The organism is Pseudomonas sp. F3-2 (assembly GCF_038804275.1).
Lineage (GTDB): Bacteria > Pseudomonadota > Gammaproteobacteria > Pseudomonadales > Pseudomonadaceae > Aquipseudomonas.
This window is the reverse complement of the sequence record NZ_CP152388.1, coordinates 5,474,992-5,493,789: the sequence shown is the minus strand read 5'-3', so window position 1 is coordinate 5,493,789 and position 18,798 is coordinate 5,474,992. Positions and strand designations below refer to the sequence as shown.

At 60.0% G+C, this 18,798-nt stretch carries 14 protein-coding genes; 3 read left to right on the top strand and 11 right to left on the bottom strand.

Annotated features, from left to right (window positions below; translation table 11 throughout):
- Window positions 1–86: 86 nt before the first annotated feature.
- From mdtD to AAGQ88_RS24500, 9 genes are all read right to left on the bottom strand, one after another.
- Window positions 87–1,529, bottom strand: a complete 1,443-nt coding sequence (gene mdtD / locus AAGQ88_RS24540; RefSeq protein ID WP_285422662.1) for a multidrug transporter subunit MdtD — start codon at window positions 1,527–1,529, stop codon at window positions 87–89.
- 73 nt (window positions 1,530–1,602) lie between these two features.
- Window positions 1,603–2,928: a TldD/PmbA family protein gene (locus tag AAGQ88_RS24535; protein ID WP_342653848.1), complete on the bottom strand. Its 1,326-nt coding sequence runs from the start codon at window positions 2,926–2,928 to the stop codon at window positions 1,603–1,605.
- The gene (locus AAGQ88_RS24530) at window positions 2,928–4,370 is read right to left on the bottom strand and encodes a TldD/PmbA family protein (protein WP_342653847.1); all 1,443 of its coding nucleotides are present in this window, start codon (window positions 4,368–4,370) and stop codon (window positions 2,928–2,930) included. The genes AAGQ88_RS24535 and AAGQ88_RS24530 overlap by 1 nt, the downstream gene beginning before the upstream one ends.
- Before the next feature lie 235 nt (window positions 4,371–4,605).
- Complete coding sequence (gene betA, locus AAGQ88_RS24525) at window positions 4,606–6,306, bottom strand: choline dehydrogenase (protein WP_342653846.1); 1,701 nt, start codon at window positions 6,304–6,306, stop codon at window positions 4,606–4,608.
- A 236-nt stretch (window positions 6,307–6,542) separates the two neighbouring features.
- Complete coding sequence (gene betB, locus AAGQ88_RS24520; protein ID WP_342653845.1) at window positions 6,543–8,015, bottom strand: betaine-aldehyde dehydrogenase; 1,473 nt, start codon at window positions 8,013–8,015, stop codon at window positions 6,543–6,545.
- A gap of 84 nt (window positions 8,016–8,099) precedes the next feature.
- A complete protein-coding gene (gene betI, locus AAGQ88_RS24515; RefSeq protein ID WP_093465249.1) occupies window positions 8,100–8,699 on the bottom strand; it encodes a transcriptional regulator BetI in 600 nt (199 codons plus the stop codon).
- Window positions 8,700–9,008: 309 nt separating this feature from the next.
- Window positions 9,009–10,190 carry a choline ABC transporter ATP-binding protein gene (gene choV, locus AAGQ88_RS24510; protein ID WP_093465246.1) on the bottom strand — a complete coding sequence of 394 codons (1,182 nt, stop codon included), beginning with the start codon at window positions 10,188–10,190 and terminating at the stop codon, window positions 9,009–9,011.
- The gene (gene choW, locus AAGQ88_RS24505; protein WP_177182163.1) at window positions 10,187–11,035 is read right to left on the bottom strand and encodes a choline ABC transporter permease subunit; all 849 of its coding nucleotides are present in this window, start codon (window positions 11,033–11,035) and stop codon (window positions 10,187–10,189) included. Before choW ends, choV begins: the two co-directional genes overlap by 4 nt.
- Window positions 11,036–11,099: 64 nt before the next feature.
- On the bottom strand, window positions 11,100–12,047 hold the full coding sequence (locus AAGQ88_RS24500) for a choline ABC transporter substrate-binding protein (protein ID WP_285422656.1): 948 nt from the start codon (window positions 12,045–12,047) through the stop codon (window positions 11,100–11,102).
- 477 nt (window positions 12,048–12,524) lie between these two features.
- On the opposite strand from AAGQ88_RS24500, the gene AAGQ88_RS24495 reads away from it, so the two are divergent.
- Complete coding sequence (locus AAGQ88_RS24495) at window positions 12,525–13,901, top strand: L-serine ammonia-lyase (protein WP_342653844.1); 1,377 nt, start codon at window positions 12,525–12,527, stop codon at window positions 13,899–13,901.
- Between the two features lie 816 nt (window positions 13,902–14,717).
- Window positions 14,718–15,821, top strand: a complete 1,104-nt coding sequence (locus tag AAGQ88_RS24490; protein WP_093465236.1) for a GlxA family transcriptional regulator — start codon at window positions 14,718–14,720, stop codon at window positions 15,819–15,821.
- Between the two features lie 114 nt (window positions 15,822–15,935).
- On the opposite strand, the gene AAGQ88_RS24485 is transcribed toward AAGQ88_RS24490, so the two are convergent.
- Window positions 15,936–16,202 (bottom strand): hypothetical protein, encoded by a 267-nt coding sequence (locus tag AAGQ88_RS24485; RefSeq protein WP_342653843.1) that lies wholly within the window; start codon window positions 16,200–16,202, stop codon window positions 15,936–15,938.
- Between the two features lie 333 nt (window positions 16,203–16,535).
- On the opposite strand from AAGQ88_RS24485, the gene rlmJ reads away from it, so the two are divergent.
- Entirely contained in the window at window positions 16,536–17,378 is an 843-nt protein-coding gene (rlmJ, locus tag AAGQ88_RS24480) for a 23S rRNA (adenine(2030)-N(6))-methyltransferase RlmJ (protein WP_342653842.1), read from the top strand.
- 87 nt (window positions 17,379–17,465) lie between these two features.
- On the opposite strand, the gene AAGQ88_RS24475 is transcribed toward rlmJ, so the two are convergent.
- Entirely contained in the window at window positions 17,466–18,791 is a 1,326-nt protein-coding gene (locus AAGQ88_RS24475; protein WP_342653841.1) for a hypothetical protein, read from the bottom strand.
- Window positions 18,792–18,798 lie beyond the last annotated feature (7 nt).

Below are 18,798 nucleotides of genomic sequence, written 5' to 3'. Positions count from 1 at the left end.
CTCAGCCACCGAAGCTGCGGCGGATGTACCGGCCTCTCGCGAGCAAGCTCGCTACTACAGGTGATCGTTGTTACCCCGGACGTGCATCACGCCTCGATCTCAGGCTCGGTCTGTGGCTTGCGCGGCGGGTTTTCCGGGGGCATGCGTGGTGACAGTTGCAGGAAGATCGAAGCAGCCAGCATCGCCAGCACACCCACGCAAAGGAACGTCAGCTGGAAGGCGCCCAGCACACTGCTGACCTCGCCTGTCGACACGTCATCGGTGAAACCGCCCAGCAACGCCGCCGCACACGCCACGCCAAGGCTCAGCGACAGCTGCGCCACCACCGACAGCAGGCTGTTACCGCTGGCGGCGCTGGCGTCGTCCAGGTCAATGAGCGTCACCGCGTTCATCGCCGAGAATTGCAGCGAGTTGACGCCGCCCAGCAGGGCCAGATGAATCAGCAGAAACCAGTAGGGCGTGTCGGCGCTCACCAGCGCCATGCTCGCCAGCAAGATGCCCAGCAACAGGGTGTTGCCGGTCAATACGATGCGGTAGCCCAGTCGCTCGATGGCCCTCGTCGCCAGCGGCTTGGCAAACATCGCCGCCAGCGCCAGCGGGATCATGCTCATCCCGGCGTGGGACGGCGAATAACCCAAGGCGACTTGCAGCATCAGCGGCACGAGAAACGGCAAAGCGCCGCTGCCCAGGCGGGCGAACAGGTTCCCCATGATGCCCACCGCGAAACTGCGCGTGCGGAACAGCGAGGCAGAGAACAGCGGCGCCTCGACATGGCCCGCGCGCAGCCAGTACGCCGCCAGACAAGCCATCCCGCCGAACAGCAGCATCACGACGCGCAGGTGCGGCAGATGCAGCTCACCCAGACCTTCCAGGGCGATGGTGATCAGCACCATCGATGCGCCGAACAGCCCGAAACCCACCAGATCGAAACGGGTGCGCCCGCCGCCTTGCAGATCGGGGATGAACTTGCGCACGGCGAAGCAACCCAGAATCCCGACCGGAATATTGATCAGAAAAATCCAGTGCCAGCTCAGGTATTCCACCAGCCAGCCGCCGACCGTCGGACCCAGCAGCGGGCCGAGCAGCGCAGGCATGGTGATGAAACTCAGGATGCGCACCAGTTCGGTCCGCGGATAGGCACGCAGCACGATGAGCCGCCCGACTGGCATCATCAAGGCACCGCCCAGGCCTTGTACCACGCGGGCGGCGACCAGCATGCCAAGTGAGTTGGACGCCGCGCACAGCAATGAACCGAAGCTGAACAACAGAATGGCGCTGAAGAATATGCGCTTGATGCCAAAACGGTCGGAGATCCAGCCCGAGGCTGGAATCAGCAGCGCGATGGTCAGCATGTACGCGATGATCACCGACTGCATGCGCAGTGGATCTTCCGACAGCGAACCTGCCATCGAAGGCAGGGCGGTGTTGAGAATCGTGCCGTCCAGACTCTGCATGAAAAAGGCGATGGCGATGACCCAAGGCATCCAGCGCAAGGTTCGGGCGTCCAACTGCGGCGTCGAGGTCGGCATATGAAGTTCGAGGTCCTTTTGTGTCGATCATTGCAGGCGTGAGCTTGCTCAAACCTGCATGGATTGCATCTGGCTACAGCGTCAGTGTCAGCTTGCTGATCAACGCTCCCGGCAGCAGATTCGAGGCTGTCTGACGTTGACTGTAGGTACTCGTCGACAGGATGAGTTCCCTTTGCGCCGTCAATTGTTCTAGCGAGTCGCCCAGCAGGCTGAAGATACTATCGTCGAACCGCATGGTGCTGACCGGTGCCTTGATCTTGCCGTCTTCGACCCAAAAGGTTGCAAAGCGGGTCATACCGGTCATGCGCCCGGCGTTGCGGTCGGAGAAATTCAGGTACCAGAGGTTGCTGATGTACAGCCCGGTACCAAGCGCCTTGAGCACGTCGTCCAGCGCCAGGGTGCCACCGTTCATGCTCAGCGCGCTGGGCGACTCTCCCCAGCCTGCGCCGTTGGCGACAAGGCCATATTCGGCAGCGCTGCGGGAATCGATCAGCCGGTCTCTGGCGATGCCATCCGCCACCAGCGACAGATCGGAGCGCCGATACCCTTCGCCGGAAAACGCCGGCGACAACGACCCGGTCACCTGCTCGTCCAGACTCACCAGAGGGCTCAACGCGGCATGAGCGTCGTACAACCGTTGCAGCGGACTGGTTTTGTTGGCCAGCGACTGGGCAGAAAAGCCGCCCCAGCAGAGCATGCCGATGACTTCCTCCAGCGCAGCCGGAGCGAGATAGGCGCGGTATTGGCCGGGCGCAAGCTTGTGCGCCGGGCGACCGAGAAATTCAAGTTGCTCGCGGGCCAGCGCAAAGCGGCGGGTAAATGCCTCGTCGTCCCATTGGTGACCGGCGTAGTTGGCTTTCACCGCCTGGCCGTTTTCATGAAACAGGGACCAGTCGAAGTTGAAGCTGTTGGCCTGATGCCAGCCCAGCGCGCCGCTGGAACTGGCGAAACCCCGGTAGATCGGACCTGCCGCATAGATGCCGACCAGATCGAGCCCTTCGCCGAGTTGCGCAATGCGGTCCACCACCTGCGCGCTGTCCGGCAGCGGCGTGTCTTGCACGTTGCTGCTGTGCCACGGCTCGTCGTTGAGCGACAGATAAGGATCTTGCGGCAGCAGCGTCAGGGTTTCGCGCAGTTGCTCGAGCGCTTGCTTCAAACGCTGTTGATCCACGTCGCTTTCGCCTGACAGCGTCAGGTCCAGATTGGCGTGGCGACCGTTGGCGATCAGCTTGAAATAGACGCTGGCCTGCTGCACATGCCCCGCCTGCCTGACCTTGCCGTGGTTGAAACGGATGAAATCCGACGCTTCGGCGTTGTAGCTGAGCGTGAAGCGCTCTTCGGATGTGATGGCAGCGCTCAACCCGTCGGCGAGTGCATGGAATTGATCTTGATGGGACATCAGGCGTCACCTCCGAAAACGTCGACATTGGCGAATACGCAGGCTGGCGAAGCGTGGCCCACGCGAACCACCTGATTGGGCTCGCCCTTGCCGCAGTTCGGCGTGCCGAGCACCTTGGATGTGCTCGCATCGCCGACCGCGCTGAGGCTGCGCCAGAATTGCGCGGAAATGGCGCGGTAGTTCGGGTTTTTCACCACACCCTTGATCTCGCCGTTCTCGATCAACTGACCCCATTCGCAGCCGAACTGGAATTTGTTTCGCGCATCATCGATCGACCAGGAGCGATTGGTGCTCATCAGAATGCCGTGCTCGATGCCGCTCACCAGTTGCTCCATCGGATGGTCGCCCGGCTCGATGTTGAGGTTGGCCATGCGATCGATCGGCGCGCGGTTCCAGCTGCACGCGCGGCTGTTGGCGACGCCTTCCATGCCGGATCTGTACTGCGACAGCGCGCCACCCAACGGCCGTTCGAGAATGCCGTCCCTGATCAGAAATTGCTTGCTGGCGGGCGTGCCATCGTCGTCGTACCCGTAACTGGCGAGCTGTTCGGGAATGTCGGGATCGAACGTCACGTTAAGCAGGCTGGAGCCATATTGCAGGCTGCCGAAATCGCTGACGTTGACGAAGCTGGTGCCCGCGTAATTGCGCTCGTCGCCCAGGATGCGGTCCAGCTCCAGCGGATGGCCGATGGATTCGTGAATCTGCAGGATCATCTGATCGGGCAGCAACAGCAAATCACGCGGGCCGGTGGGCGTGTTGGGCGCCATGATCAGTTGCAACGCCTGATCGGCGACCTGCCTCGCAGCACCGATGATGCCGCAAGCGTCGATGACTTCCGCGCCGCCCTGCTGGCCGAAATTCTCGCGGCCCAGGCTGCGGGTCTGGCTGTCCTGGCCGTCGTATGCGGTCACGCTCAGCCCGGGAAACACAAAACGGTGCGCCTGACGGATCTGCGCTCCGGCGCTGTTGAGATAGATCTGCTCGACGTTTTCCAATCCCAGACTGACCTGCCAGTTCACCAGGCGTTCGTCATGCGGAACGTTGGCGGACTCACTGCCAAGCAATGCGTAGCAGTCGCTCAACGATGGAAAGGCGCTGTTCAGATTGGGTGAAAGATAATCCGCGCAGCTGGTGGCGACAGGCTGGTCGCTCAGATCGAGCAAGGCGTGCGAGGCCAGCATCCGGGCCTGGTTTTCGGCGCGCTCAAGAGCCGCCTGCAGGCCGCGTTGCGAGAGGTCGTTGGTGGCGGCGTACGCCTCGACGCCATTGATGCGCACCGTCAGCATCGCGCCTTCGTCGGTGCTCAGTTGTGGCGGTTCGGCGATGTTCTTGCGCACCGAGAGGTGTTGGCTGGTCTGTTTGACGTAACGCAGAGAGAAAAACTGAGCGCCGCTGCGCAGGGCTGCGAACCGCTGCTTGAGGTGAGCGGAAAAGTCGAACATGCAGGAAAGCTCCTTGGCGATTCGGACAGGCAACGGTCCGAATCATAGCGCGCTTGAGCCCTGCGGCGGGACGTGAATTCCCGCACTGTAGGAGCGTGGCTTGTCCCGCGATCTGCCGGGAACCGGCAGCAAACTCTGCAAATGCGGTTTTCCGGGTACACCGAGTTTGCCGATTTTACGACGGGTTCCCCGCCGATCGCGGGACAAGCCACACTCCTACGAGTGCGCGTCGTCCTCAGGCTGTGTGGCCAATCTCCCGCATCGGCGTGCCACGCACCGGCGCATCGCCTGCCACGTAGTACTTCGCGGTGCTGCGCGGCAAAGGCGCGCGGCCGCGGATTTTGTCGGCGATCTTCTCGGCAATCATGATGGTCGGCGCGTTGAGGTTGCCGGTCGTGATCAGCGGCATGATCGAGGCGTCCACTACGCGCAGGCCTTCCATTCCATGCACGCGGCCCTGACCATCGACCACGGCCATCTCGTCGTTGCCCATCTTGCAGGAGCAGGACGGGTGATACGCCGTCTCGGCGTGCTCGCGGACGAATTTATCCAGCTGCTCATCGGTCTGGACCTCGATGCCCGGGCTGATTTCGCGACCACGATATTTGTCCAGCGCAGGCTGTTGCATGATTTCGCGGGTCAGGCGGATGCCGTCACGAAATTCTTGCCAGTCCTGCTCGGTGGACATGTAGTTGAAAAGGATGCTCGGATACTCGCGCGGGTTTTTCGACTTCAGTTGCACACGGCCGCGGCTCGGCGAGCGCATCGAGCCTACGTGGGCCTGAAAGCCGTGTTCACGCACGCCTTTGCTGCCGTTGTAATTAATCGCAACGGGCAGGAAGTGATACTGAATGTTTGGCCACTCGAACTCCTTGCGCGAGCGAATGAACCCGCCGGCTTCGAACTGGTTGCTGGCGCCGATGCCCTTGCCCAGAAACATCCATTCAGCACCGATGGCAGGCTGGTTCCACCACAGCAGCGACGGGTACAGGGAAACCGGTTCTTTGCAGGCGTATTGCAGGTACATCTCCAGATGGTCCTGAAGGTTCTCGCCAACGCCCGGCAGGTCGTGAACCACAGGGATATCGAGCTTCTGCAGCAGCGCCGCGGGACCCACGCCGGAGCGCTGAAGAATCTGCGGCGAAGCGATCGCGCCGCCGCACAGCAAGACTTCCTTGCGCGCGCGGGCTTCAATGCGGGTGTCGCTGTCGCCCACCAGATAAGCCACGCCTACGGCGCGCTTGCCGTCGAACAGGATCCGGTCGGTCAGGGCATGGGTGACGATGGTCAGGGTCGAGCGCTTCTTGGCCTCGTCCAGATAACCGCGCGCCGTACTCGCGCGGCGGCCGAATGGCGTGACCGTACGATCCATCGGACCGAAGCCTTCCTGCTGGTAACCGTTGAGGTCGTCGGTACGCGGATACCCCGCCTGCACGCCCGCTTCGACCATCGCCGCGAACAGCGGATTGTTGCCGGCTTTGGGCGTGGTCACGCTGACCGGGCCATCGCCACCGTGAAAATCATTGGCGCCGATGTCGCGGGTTTCCGCCTTGCGGAAGTACGGCAGGCAGTCGAGATAGGACCAGTCTTCCAGTCCTGGGTTTTTCGCCCAGCCGTCGTAGTCCATCGCATTGCCACGGATGTAGCACATGCCGTTGATCAGCGACGAGCCACCCAGGCCCTTGCCACGGCCGCATTCCATGCGACGGTTGTTCATGTGCGGCTCTGGCTCGGTTTCGTATGCCCAGTTGTAGCGACGGCCTTGCAGCGGGAAGGCCAGCGCGGCCGGCATCTGGGTGCGGAAGTCGGCGCGGTAATCCGGGCCGCCCGCTTCGAGCAGCAGAACAGTGACGCCGGCGTCTTCGGTGAGACGGGCTGCCAGTGTGTTACCGGCCGAGCCTGCGCCGATGATGATGTAATCGAATTCTTGGGACATTGAAGATGCTCCCTCTTCAGAAAGTGGGCGGTCGAGAGAAGCAGGGGGGAGCAATAGGCATGCTCGACCCCTTGCACCCGATGCTAATGCGCTAGCCGAACTGTCCTCTGGGCCTGTAGGAGTGGGCTTGCTCGCGATAGCGGCGGATCAGTCGGCAGAGATGCAAGATGCACCGACGCCATCGCGAGCAAGCTCACTCCTACAGTGATTGCGTTCGACTGTAGGAGTGAGGCGGGTCAGAACACCGAGGCGTAATCGCCCAGCTCGACCTGTACCGATTTGATCCGGGTGTACTGCGCCAACGAGCTGATCCCGTTTTCGCGGCCCACGCCCGACTGTTTGTAGCCGCCGACCGGCATCTTCGCGTCGGACTCGCCCCAGGCGTTGATCCAGCAGATACCGGCTTCGAGCTGATGAATCACGCGATGAGCGCGGTTCAGGTCTCGCGTCACGATGCCGGCGGCAAGGCCGAAATCGGTGTCGTTGGCGCGGCGAATCACTTCTTCCTCGGTGTCGTAGCTCAGAATGCTCATGACCGGGCCGAAGATTTCTTCTTTGACGATGGTCATGTCGTCGCGGCAATCGGTGAAAACGGTCGGGGCGACGAAGGCGCCTTTGCCGAACTCGCCCTCGGTCAGGCGATCGCCGCCGATCAACAGACGGGCGCCTTCTTCCTTGCCTTTGGCGATGTAGCCCAACACGCTTTCCATGTGCGCAAAGCTCACCAGTGGGCCAAAGTTGGTGTTGTCGTCCTGCGGGTTGCCGACGCGGATGCGCCTGACGCGTTCGATGATTTTGGCTTCGAAGGCGGACTTCAACGCGCTCGGCACGAATACCCGAGTGCCATTGGTGCAGACCTGACCGGAGCTGTAGAAGTTGGCCATCATCGCGATATCCGCGGCGCGATCCAGATCGGCGTCCTCGAAAATGATCAGCGGCGATTTGCCGCCCAGCTCCATCGTCACTTCCTTGAGTGAGGAGCTGGAGGCGCTGGCCATCACTTTCTTGCCGGTATCGGTCCCGCCAGTGAACGAAATCTTCTCGATGCGCGGGTGCTCGGTCAGCCAGGTGCCGACTTCGCGGCCGCTGCCGGTCAGGACGTTGAAGACGCCGTCTGGAACGCCTGCTTCGGTGTAGATTTCGGCCAGTTTCAGGGTCGTGAGCGAGGTGACCTCGCTGGGTTTGAAGATCATTGCGTTACCGGCCGCCAGCGCAGGCGCGGATTTCCACAAGGCGATCTGGATCGGGTAGTTCCACGCGCCGATGCCGACGGTCACACCCAGTGGTTCGCGGCGGGTGTAGACGAACGAAGTGTCGCGCAGCGGAATCTGCTCACCTTCGATGGCCGGGACCAGACCGGCATAGTACTCAAGCACGTCAGCGCCGGTAACGATGTCGACGTATTTGGTTTCGGAAATGGATTTGCCAGTGTCCAGCGTTTCCAGCGCGGCCAGTTCGTCGTTGCGCTCGCGCAGGATGTCAACCGCACGGCGCAGGATGCGCGAACGCTCCATGGCGGTCATGGCGGCCCAGATCTTCTGGCCTTTCTCGGCGCTGACCACAGCGCGCTCGACGTCGGCTTCGGTCGCGCGCTGAACCTTGGCAAGGACTTCGCCGTTGGCGGGGTTGATGGCTTCAAAGGTCGCGTCGCTGCTGGCGTCGACGTAACCACCGTCAATGTAGAGTTTTTGCAATTCGAAACGGGCCATAAAGTCCTCGCAGTTGTCTGTGATGGGCGTTGAGCGGGTGCGCCGTGCGCAGTGCCGATCGCTGTTCGGCGGCCGCCGTCTCTGTCAGGAGCAGCGCGCCGCTTTTGCCAGTTGCAAATCCATGTATTCGTAGGCGATCTGTTGCGCCTGTCCGGTATCGAACGCATCGCCCGACAGCGCGCCGCGCAGCCACAAACCGTCGATGAGCGCTGCCAGGCCGCGTGCTGCGGTGCGTGCGTCATCCAGTGGCAGGACGCGGCGGAACTGGCAGCACAGGTTTGAATACAGGCGGTGATCGTTGATGCGTTGCAAGCGGTGCAGCGAAGGCGAATGCATGCTGGTTGCCCAGAAGGCGAGCCAGGTTTTCATTGCCGGTCCGTTGACCTGACTGGCGTCGAAGTTGCCTTCGATGATCACCTTCAGATGAGCGCGGGGGCTGTCATCGGTCAGCGCCTGACGACGCTCGGCGACATTGATGATCAGCGCGTTCATCAGATGGCGCATGGTCGCTGCGATCAGGCCGTTCTTGTCCTGAAAGTAGTGACTGATGATGCCGTTGGAGACGCCCGCCAGCTTGGCGATCAGTGCAATGCTGGCGTCGCCCATGCCGACCTGATCGACCGCCGAAAGGGTGGCCTGAATCAGCTGTTGACGGCGTATGGGTTGCATACCGACCTTGGGCATCTGTGAGTCTCCTTGGCTCGCCGGGTGATCGTGAAGGACTGAAAAACGGCCTCCAGTCTAGTGCTTTTTAATTGAACGTTCAATCAACAAAAAACCATGGGCGTGCGGAAAGGTTGTGAATGGCAGCGTCTGCGAGGCCGAAGTCGATCATCTGTGCTGATCGTTCCCCACGCTCTGCGTGGGAATCCCGCCCCTGACGCTCCGCGTCATACCGTTGGACGCGGAGCGTCCCGAGATGCATTCCCACGCGGAGCGTGGGAACGATCAGATCAGATCTGCTAGAGGTATTGCGTTAAGCGTGTGTCGCGATCAACCGTGATTCTTGCCAAGCAAGGCGTGGTACAGCTCGCTGTCGCCCAGGATGCCGACCAGCTGGTTGTTCTCTTGCAGCACCAGTTTGTTGCCGGTGTGGTAGCGGATCTGCAGCGCCTCGCGCATGCCGATGTCCGAATGCACGACCGTCGGTTTGCGGCCCAGGTTTTCCACGGACTGCCCCGGTTCCCAGCTTTGCAGATCAACAGCCGCGCCGTGCTGATGCAGGCCCTTGATGGTGTTGCCGTCGGCCAGGTCGATCCAGGAATCGTCGCCCGGATCCAGGCAGACCTGGGAGCCGTTGATGCGCGTGCAATCGTTGATCGGGCGCATCAGGCTGCGGCCGCACAGCACGTTGAGCGGGTTGGTGTGGGCCACGAACGTACGCACATATTCGTCCGCCGGGTTGAGCACGATTTCTTCCGGCACGCTGTACTGGATGATCCGGCCATCTTTCATGATCGCGATGCGCGTGCCGAGCTTGAGCGCTTCGTCCAGGTCGTGGCTCACGAACACGATGGTCTTGCTCAGTTTCTTCTGCAGTGCCAGCAGCTCGTCCTGCAGGCCTTGGCGGATCAACGGGTCGAGCGCGGAGAACGGCTCGTCCATCAGCAGAATGTCGGCGTCCATCGCCAGCGCACGGGCCAGACCGACGCGCTGCTGCATGCCGCCGGAGAGCTCGTCGGGCTTCTTGTTGCGCCATTGGGTCAGGCCGACCAGTTCGAGTTTCTCGTCAACCAGCTGGCGGCGTTCTTTCTCGGGACGGCCCTGCATTTCCAGACCGAAGCTGATGTTCTCGCGAACCGTCAGCCACGGCATCAGGGCGAACTTCTGGAACACCATGGCGATACGCTTGGTGCGCATCATTTTCAGTTCGGCGGGTGTGCAGTTGGCGATGTTGATCTGTTTGCCTTCGTGCTCCACGAACAGCGAGCCGCGGCTGACGGTGTTCAAGCCGTTGATGCAGCGCAGCAGACTGGATTTGCCCGACCCGGACAAGCCCATCAGCACGCAGATCTCGCCCTTGTTGATTTCCAGGCTGGCTTTTTCGACGCCAACGATCTGTCCGGTCTTCTTCAGGATTTCTGGCCGCGTCAGGCCCTGATCCAGCAGCTTGAGAGCCTCACGCGGGTCTTTGGAGAAGACGACGTCTACCTGGTCGAATTTGATGATGCTCATGCGTCGGCCCTCACTTTAGCGTCGGGTTGTTTGCAGATACGGTCGAGCATGATCGCCAGCAATACGATCGCAAGGCCTGCTTCGAAGCCCAGTGCGATATCAGCAGTGTTCAGTGCGTTGACCACAGGTTTGCCCAAGCCATCGGCGCCCACCAGTGCCGCAATCACCACCATCGACAACGACAGCATGATGCACTGAGTGATACCGGCCGCAATGCTGGGCATGGCGTGAGGCAGTTCGATTCGGGAAAGCAGTTGACGACGGGAGCAGCCGAAGGCTTTGCCGGCGTCGAGCAATTCCTGCGGTACGTCGCAGATGCCCAGATAGGTCAGACGGATCGGTGCGGCAATCGCGAACACCACCGTGGAAATCAGACCAGGAACCACACCGAGCCCGAAGAGGGTCAGGGTAGGGATCAGGTACACGAAAGTCGGGACAGTCTGCATCAGGTCCAGGATCGGGCGCATGCAGGTGTAAAACATCGGCTTGTGCGCGGCAACAATGCCCAGCGGCACACCGATGACCACGCAGACCAGGGTCGCGAACAGCACTTGCGCGAGGGTCTCCATGGTTTCCTGCCAATAACCCAGGTTCAGGATCAGCAGGAAGGAAATGACGACAAAGGCGGTCAGGCCCCATTTGCGCTGGATGTAATGGGCAAGCAGAGCTATCAGGCCGATCAAGACGAAGGGGTTGAACCAGGTCAGACCCGAGGTCAGTCCGTGGATCATGGTTTCCAGCGACGATGCGATGGCGTCGAACGTGCTGGCGCCATGTTGCGTCAGCCAGTCAACGAAGCCTGCAATGTACTGGCCTAGGGGGATTTTGTGATCAGTCAGCATGATATCGGTTGTCCGCGTGCGGGATGAAATGAGGACAACAGGCGGGCGTACCCGCCTGCGTGTCGAGTTACTTCGTCAGCTCGGCTTTTGCGGCCTCCAGGCCAGGTTTACCGTCCACTGTGGTCACACCTGCCAGCCAGGTGTCGAGTACTTGTGGGTTCTTCTTCAGCCATGCCTTGGCTGCGGCATCAGGCTTCATCTTGTCGTCCAGAATGTTGCCCATCAGGGAGCTTTCCATCGGCAAGGTGAAGGACAGATTTTTCAGCAGTTGGCCAACGTTGGCGCACTCGGTGGTGTAGCCCTTGCGCACGTTGGTGTAGACCGTCGCCTGGCCGAAGTTGGGGCCGAAGAAATCGTCGCCACCGGTCAGGTACTGGATTTTGAACCGGGTGTTCATCGGGTGCGGTTCCCAGCCCAGGAACACGACGTCGGTGTTGCGTTTGGTGGCGCGGTCGACTTGCGACAGCATGCCCGCTTCGCTGGATTCCACGACCTTGAAGCCTGCGTCTTTCAAGCCGAAGGCATTCTTGTCGATCATGCTCTGGATCAGGCGGTTGCCGTCGTTGCCAGGCTCGATGCCGTAGATCTTGCCGTCGAGCTCTTTCTTGAATTTGACGATGTCGGCGAAATCGTGAAGGCCTTTGTCGTAGAGGGCTTGCGGAACGGCGAGGGTGTATTTGGCGTTTTCAAGGTTGGCGCGGACGGTTTCAACGGTGCCGGCATCGCGATAGGCCTTGATGTCGTTTTCCATGGTCGGCATCCAGTTGCCGAGGAAGATGTCCATGTTCTTGCCATCGGCCAGCGACTTGTAGGTCACGGGCACGGAAATCATGGTGGTTTTGGTCTTGTAACCCAGCGACTGCAGCACCACGCTGGTGACAGCGGTCGTCGCAGTGATATCGGTCCAGCCTACGTCAGAAAAATTGACCATCTTGCAAGCGGCGGGCTCTGCGGCCTGAGCCAGAACGGGCAGACTCAGCACAACGCCCAGCAACAGCTTTTGTGAACCTTTCATGGTTGGACTCCTTAGGTGTTTTCTTCTCGTCATCAGCCGAGGCTGACGCGTTTTCTGGTGTCGGCGAGTCAAGGGGGAAAACAGCTCTATCACTGCGTCTGGCGATTGAGTCGTTAACGATCATGTAACAGGGAAAAACAAACGCCTACAGGGTGCGTCGTAACCAGTACATAGGGGGTCGTATCCAGTGTCAGTGACGTCGCTTACAGATTTTTTCCCCGCCCGCCGACCGGTTTTCGAGTGTCTATGCGGCAAAAAGTGTCGAAAACAGTGAGGCTTCTTTCTGGCGAGTCGGCTCCTGCGCGCGCATGTGCAGCGGCGACGTTCGTGGACATGAGTGAGTCGGTGTGAGACGCCGCCCTTCGAGATAAAAGGCTGATGATGCCGCCATCTCGACGGATGACAGCTTCAGCGTAGCAGTTCCGTCGCCGGCCGCGCGGCGCGCCGGGAACCCTGTTTTGCGGAGGTTTGCGGTTAATGGCTATCAGCGTTTTCGACCTGTTCAAGATCGGTATCGGGCCCTCCAGTTCTCACACCGTGGGGCCGATGCGTGCAGCGGCGTTATTCGTGCAAGGGCTGCGTGAGCGTGGCCAGCTGGCGTCGGTCACGCGCATCGAAGTGCAGTTGTATGGCTCGTTGTCGGCAACCGGCGTCGGTCACGGCAGCGACAACGCAGTGATCATGGGGCTGATGGGCGAGTGGCCTGACGCAATCGATCCATCGCAGATCGGCCAGCGCATCGCAGAGCTGCGCGAAACAGACACGCTGATGCTCAACGGCGATCATCCGGTCGCCTTCGTGTGGCAGCGCGACATGTTGCTGCTCGACGAAAACCTGCCGTATCACCCCAACGCCATGACGCTAATTGCATTCGATGCACGTGGTGAGGCGTTTCGCGACACGTATTACTCGGTCGGCGGAGGGTTTGTCGTTGACGAGGCGCAGGCCGCCAGTGGCATTCTCGATGCCGACAACACGGTACTGCCCTACGACTTTTCCAGCGCTGATGAGCTGCTGATGCTGTGCGAGACAAATAATCTGCGCGTGTCGGAATTGATGATGGCCAACGAAAAGGTCTGGCGCAGTGAAGAGGAGATCCGCGCCGGCCTGATGCGCTTGTGGAAGGCCATGCAGGATTGCGTCGAGCATGGCCTGAAAGAAGAGGGCATCCTGCCAGGCGGGCTGAATGTACGCCGTCGAGCGGCACGTCTGCATCGCAGTCTTCAGGAACTCAATAAACCCAATGTCATTGGCTCGACGTTGAGCGCAATGGAGTGGGTCAACCTGTTCGCCCTGGCGGTCAACGAAGAAAACGCTGCAGGCGGGCGCATGGTGACGGCGCCCACCAACGGCGCAGCGGGGATCATTCCGGCCGTGCTGCATTACTTCGTTAAGTTCAGTGATGAAGTCAGTGAAGCGAACGTGGTGGATTACTTCCTCGGCGCGGCGGCGATCGGCATTCTCTGCAAAAAGAACGCCTCCATTTCCGGAGCTGAAGTCGGCTGTCAGGGCGAGGTCGGGTCGGCATGCGCCATGGCAGCCGCGGGGCTGGCGGATATCCTCGGGGCCACTCCCGAGCAACTGTGCAACGCCGCCGAGATCGGTCTGGAACACAACCTTGGCCTGACCTGCGATCCGGTTGGCGGTCTGGTTCAGGTGCCCTGTATCGAACGCAACGCGATTGCTGCCGTGAAAGCCATCAACGCTGCGCAGATGGCGTTACGCGGGGACGGTAAGCACTTCATTTCCCTGGATCGCGTCATCCGCACCATGCGCGACACCGGCGCGGACATGCACGACAAGTACAAAGAAACCTCGCGCGGCGGATTGGCGGTCAGTGCGGTTGAGTGTTGAGGCGTTGATTCGGCGGCACCTGATCTGACGCCTTCGTGAGCAAGCTCACTCCCACAGGGTTTGCGTCGTAGTCACGATGACTGGCAACGGCCAACCCATGGGAGTGAGCCAACTGTCTTTAATCCCCCCCCTTGATCAGCGGCGTAATACCCGACGCCTTCCCGGCTGAAGCCGGTCCTACGAAAAACTTGCAGCGTCTGTAGGACCGGCTTCAGCCGGGAAGAGGCCGGTGCATGCTGTGGAGATGCAGCGTCTGGAAATCAGCCTTCGCGGGCAAGCGCGCTCCTACAGGACGTGCGTCCGAGCCACGGCCTACCGACCCGCCTAACCTGTGGGAGTGAGCTTGCTCACGAAGGGCTCGTGCCCGTCGCCGATCATGGGGGCAAAGCATCCTCGCAAAATGGCGCTGCTCGCTTTTCGCTCACGTTTCGATCCCGCCGCTACCTTTTGGCGCGGAGGCCGCTGGACATGGCGCAAAGCCATGCCGCACCTGCGTTATCCGCTGCGCCGCCTGTCACCTGTGCATGCGGTGACACTCCAGCTGGTGCTGGCATTTGGGCACTTCACAAAAGTGCTACTGAATTGCTCAGCCCGCCCACTGTTTACAAGGCCTTGCGTTCAGCAGGTCGCTAATCGAACGCTCATGTCGCTCCCGAATAGACGCATCGCGACGTCGCAATCAGGGTTTATTGAATGCGCATTCAAGTTTAGGCATGGCATTTGCGTTGCAATAACAAAGCTCTCCACTGATGAGAGCAAACAACAAGAGCCTCTTCTTGGGGCCATCAACCGCTTTTCGTGTGAGGAGATACCGTGATGACTTCGTTCAACTCCGGGGCACAACCCCAGAACCGTGCGCCTCAATCCATCGGCTTTTTGCTGCTGGACAATTTCACACTCATTTCCCTTGCATCAGCGGTTGAGCCACTGCGTATGGCTAACCAGCTTTCTGGCCGTGAGCTGTATCGCTGGACCACACTGAGCGTCGACGGCGGCCAGGTCTGGGCCAGTGACGGCCTGCAAATCACCCCTGACGCGGCCATGCACAAGGCGCCGGTGCTCGACACCGTAATCGTCTGCGGCGGCGTCGGCATTCAGCGCACGGTCACGCGCGAACATGTGAGCTGGCTGCAGAGTCAGGCGCGTCAATCCCGCCGCCTTGGCGCTGTGTGCACCGGCAGCTGGGCACTGGCCTGCGCGGGCCTGCTCGATGGTTTCGATTGCAGCGTGCACTGGGAATGTCTGGCCGCGATGCAGGAAGCTTTCCCGCGCGTGGCCATGAGCACTCGCCTGTTCACCCTCGATCGCAACCGCTTCACCAGTTCGGGCGGCACGGCGCCGCTGGACATGATGCTGCACCTGATCAGCCGCGATCACGGGCGTGAACTGTCCGCTGCAATCTCGGAAATGTTCGTCTACGAGCGTATCCGTAATGAGCAGGATCATCAGCGCGTGCCGCTCAAACACATGCTCGGCACTAATCAGCCGAAGCTTCAGGAGATCGTCGCCCTGATGGAGGCGAACCTTGAGGAGCCGATCGACCTCGACGAGCTCGCGGTGTATGTCTCGGTGTCCAGGCGTCAGCTGGAAAGGCTGTTCCAGAAATACCTGCACTGTTCGCCGTCACGCTACTACCTCAAGCTGCGCCTGATCCGCGCGCGTCAGCTGCTCAAGCAAACGCCGATGTCGATCATCGAAGTGGCGTCGGTCTGCGGCTTCGTTTCCACGCCGCACTTCTCCAAGTGCTACCGCGAATATTTCGGCATTCCACCGCGTGACGAACGCGTCGGCTCCAACACGGCACAGCAAGTGGCGATGATGCCGATCCCGCAAGCGATGGTGCTTGCGCCGCTGTCGGGCCCGCTGTCTGCACTGAGCCAGGCGCGTAACGAGTCGACGTTTGCGAGTGTGAGGTTGTGACTGGCTCACGCATTATGTGCGTGCTGTAGGAGCGCGCTTGCCCGCGATTGCGGCGTGTCAATCGACACATCGGTGCAGGCAACCTCCATCGCGGGCAAGCGCGCTCCGACAGAATTACGCCTCGGGGCGGGCCTTGTTATAAGTCGCCAGCGCCGGCAACAGCTGCTGATCAATCGCCTGACGCACCGCCGGGAGGATGGTCGCACTGCCGCTGAGCATTCTTTCCACCAATTGTCGCAGCGCTCGGGCGCGGTCTTCGGTCAGACCGCAGACGGCTTGGGCGCACGCCTGTTCGGCGCTGGCGCCGGAGGGCGTTTCAAAGCCGATGGATCTGAGTTGGCCGATGAGATCGTCCTGGTCGATCAGGTCCGCATGCATCATGACGTTGGCTCCTTTTATTGGGAATGATTCGATTCTGGTGGGGCCCGATGGGCTCGGCAATACCTGTCGTCGGCAATGTCTGGCATACGCACAACGGTGTCGTTTTCGGCTATGTAACTGTTTAGTTAATTCGGCATAATGGCCTCATTCAAAATTGCGCAGGTCATGGTTTGGTCACCCTCTAGCCTGCGCAAGTGCCTCAGCCCCGGTTTTGTAACGGCTTAACCGGGGATTTTTTTGCCTGCCATTTGGGTGCCCCGTGTGCCGAAGGGAATGAGCGGTCTGCGCGACGGCGGCTGTTTTGGTAAACTCCGCAGCCTTCCAGGAGCCGCCATGAACTACCGTCACGCCTTCCACGCCGGCAACCACGCCGACGTTTTCAAACACATCGTCCTGACTCGATTGATCGCGCTGATGTCGCGCAAAGAGCAGCCTTTTGCCTATCTCGACACCCATGCTGGCCTGGGGCTGTACGACCTGCAGGGCGATCAGGCGACACGTACCGGTGAATGGATCGAAGGCATCGGCCGTCTGTGGGATGCCGAAGACGTGCCGCCGATGGCCGCGGGTTACATGGACGTCATTCGTCACATGAACCGCAAGACCGGTGAGCTGCGTTACTACCCCGGCTCCCCGGAGTTGGCGCGTCGCCTGACCCGTGAGCAGGACCGTGTGCTGCTCAACGAAAAGCACCCCGAAGATGGCGCGCTGCTCAAAGACAACATGAAATACGACCGTCGCGTCGCGGTGCATCTGGGTGAGGGCTGGTATGTGCCCCGGGCGCTGCTGCCGGTTCAGGAAAAGCGCGCGGTCATGCTCATTGATCCGCCTTTCGAGCAACTGGACGAGATGAAGCGTTGCTCCGTTGCGCTCAAGGAGGCCATCGCGCGCATGCGCCAGACTGTCGCCGCCATCTGGTATCCGGTCAAAGACCAGCGCGCCCTGAAACGCTTCTATCAGGACCTCGCCGAAACCGGCGCGCCGAAGCTGTTGCGCGTGGAGCTGCTGGTGCATCCGCTGGAAACGCCCAACAGCCTCAACGGCTCCGGGCTTGCGATCGCCAATCCGCCATGGGGCCTGGAAGAAGAGCTACGCGAGCTACTGCCGTGGCTGGCCGAGAAGCTGGGTCAGACTCAGGGTGACTGGAAGATGGATTGGTTGATAGCGGAGAGTTGATTCACGTGATGTGCGAAGGCCAAAGCCCGCCTCGAACTTCTCGGTGGTTCGAGGCGGGCTGATGGGGTTGGTAGACAGGCGCGGCGGCTAGGTTTGTGAGTCAGCTAGCCATCGGACCACTGTGCCGCCATCGAGGGTACGTCTGATACCGAATAAGTAGTTGCTCTCCTGCAATGCACCTGCGGTACACCATCCCGCTCCCTCCACATTCGCCAAGCCGTATTTATCGCCGAATCCGGGATCAGGTTCACCTGACTCCGCATCAAAGCGCCCGATCATGCCAAAGTTAGGCTCTCCAAATGGGGTCAAATAACGTCCACAGACGACAATTCTGTCTTCAGAGTCTAAAAAAGCGTCAGATAAGGGCAGGTCAGGCCCTGTCTCGGGATAGATGATTTTTATTTCTCCGCCATTGAACTCATCAGGTATTTCCCCTTGGTTGTTCAAAGACGCCAGGAAGATGCCTCCCGCCACGTTACCCACAATGATGAGGTTCTCTTTTACCGGAATCATCCGTTGACAAGGAAAATAGCCGACTTCGGTGAATTTTTTGAAATAGCCATCCTCTGCGAAACTGTGGTCGAGGTTGCCACTGCTGTCGACTTTAATGACGAAACTTTCTCCTTCACGCACTTCAGCGGTTGCGGGCACCTCGCCACTCACAATAAACGAATCGCCTTCTGGTGAAGCAAGGTGAAGTCCGGTTGGAAACCATCTTTTCTCGGGCATCAGTCTGACGTAGCCCTGTTCGTTGAACGCGGTATCAAGTTCGCCCGATTCTGTAAGTTTTATTAAATAGGTGTGGAGTTTGTAATTCCACGGCTCTGTACCTAATTGGAAAGTTTCGGCTGCTATAAAGCATCCGCCCTCTGCAAGAGGAATGAAGCCGCCCCAGTCACACCTATTTTGTATACCCTCATTTTGCGCTGAGTAACGGTCCAATGGGGCTAACGCATCGCTCAGCTTTTTATTATCTTCAAATGGCAGGAGGTAGTGCTGCACTCCGCCCTTCCCATAACTTTCATCCAGCGTTCCATCTTCTGAAATACGGGCCGTTGCAGGAACGGTGACCGGAACTCCATTATCATTGGAGGTCAACCTTACCAGCAACCGAATCAACACTTTTCCAGTACCGGGCAAACTGTGCAGGCCAGTTGTCAGAAAGGGGTTTACATCAGGATCGAAGGGAAGCGTCAGATAACCTTCTTTGCCGAAACTCGAATCAACTTGCCCCTCCGAGTCTGTCTTGCAGTAGCGCGAAGGCACAGTGCCACCGGAATCAATGCTCATGATGATGCTCTTGTCTGGCAGGACCAAGAGCTGAGTAATATATTCATTGCCACTCTCGACATCGCTTACAAACGCCGGGTCAGGTACCGCTTTCTGGTCTGAGGTGTGACTTTGCTTAGTCATTACATTG

What these genes read in the sequence shown, in the direction of transcription:
- betA (WP_342653846.1), bottom strand. Translation starts at nt 6,306, where the DNA reads ATGTCCCAAGAATTCGATTACATCATCATCGGCGCAGGCTCGGCCGGT.
- AAGQ88_RS24535 (WP_342653848.1), bottom strand. Translation starts at nt 2,928, where the DNA reads ATGTCCCATCAAGATCAATTCCATGCACTCGCCGACGGGTTGAGCGCT.
- AAGQ88_RS24500 (WP_285422656.1), bottom strand. Translation starts at nt 12,047, where the DNA reads ATGAAAGGTTCACAAAAGCTGTTGCTGGGCGTTGTGCTGAGTCTGCCC.
- AAGQ88_RS24495 (WP_342653844.1), top strand. Translation starts at nt 12,525, where the DNA reads ATGGCTATCAGCGTTTTCGACCTGTTCAAGATCGGTATCGGGCCCTCC.
- AAGQ88_RS24530 (WP_342653847.1), bottom strand. Translation starts at nt 4,370, where the DNA reads ATGTTCGACTTTTCCGCTCACCTCAAGCAGCGGTTCGCAGCCCTGCGC.
- choV (WP_093465246.1), bottom strand. Translation starts at nt 10,190, where the DNA reads ATGAGCATCATCAAATTCGACCAGGTAGACGTCGTCTTCTCCAAAGAC.
- mdtD (WP_285422662.1), bottom strand. Translation starts at nt 1,529, where the DNA reads ATGCCGACCTCGACGCCGCAGTTGGACGCCCGAACCTTGCGCTGGATG.
- AAGQ88_RS24490 (WP_093465236.1), top strand. Translation starts at nt 14,718, where the DNA reads ATGACTTCGTTCAACTCCGGGGCACAACCCCAGAACCGTGCGCCTCAA.
- AAGQ88_RS24485 (WP_342653843.1), bottom strand. Translation starts at nt 16,202, where the DNA reads ATGATGCATGCGGACCTGATCGACCAGGACGATCTCATCGGCCAACTC.
- betB (WP_342653845.1), bottom strand. Translation starts at nt 8,015, where the DNA reads ATGGCCCGTTTCGAATTGCAAAAACTCTACATTGACGGTGGTTACGTC.
- rlmJ (WP_342653842.1), top strand. Translation starts at nt 16,536, where the DNA reads ATGAACTACCGTCACGCCTTCCACGCCGGCAACCACGCCGACGTTTTC.
- AAGQ88_RS24475 (WP_342653841.1), bottom strand. Translation starts at nt 18,791, where the DNA reads ATGACTAAGCAAAGTCACACCTCAGACCAGAAAGCGGTACCTGACCCG.
- betI (WP_093465249.1), bottom strand. Translation starts at nt 8,699, where the DNA reads ATGCCCAAGGTCGGTATGCAACCCATACGCCGTCAACAGCTGATTCAG.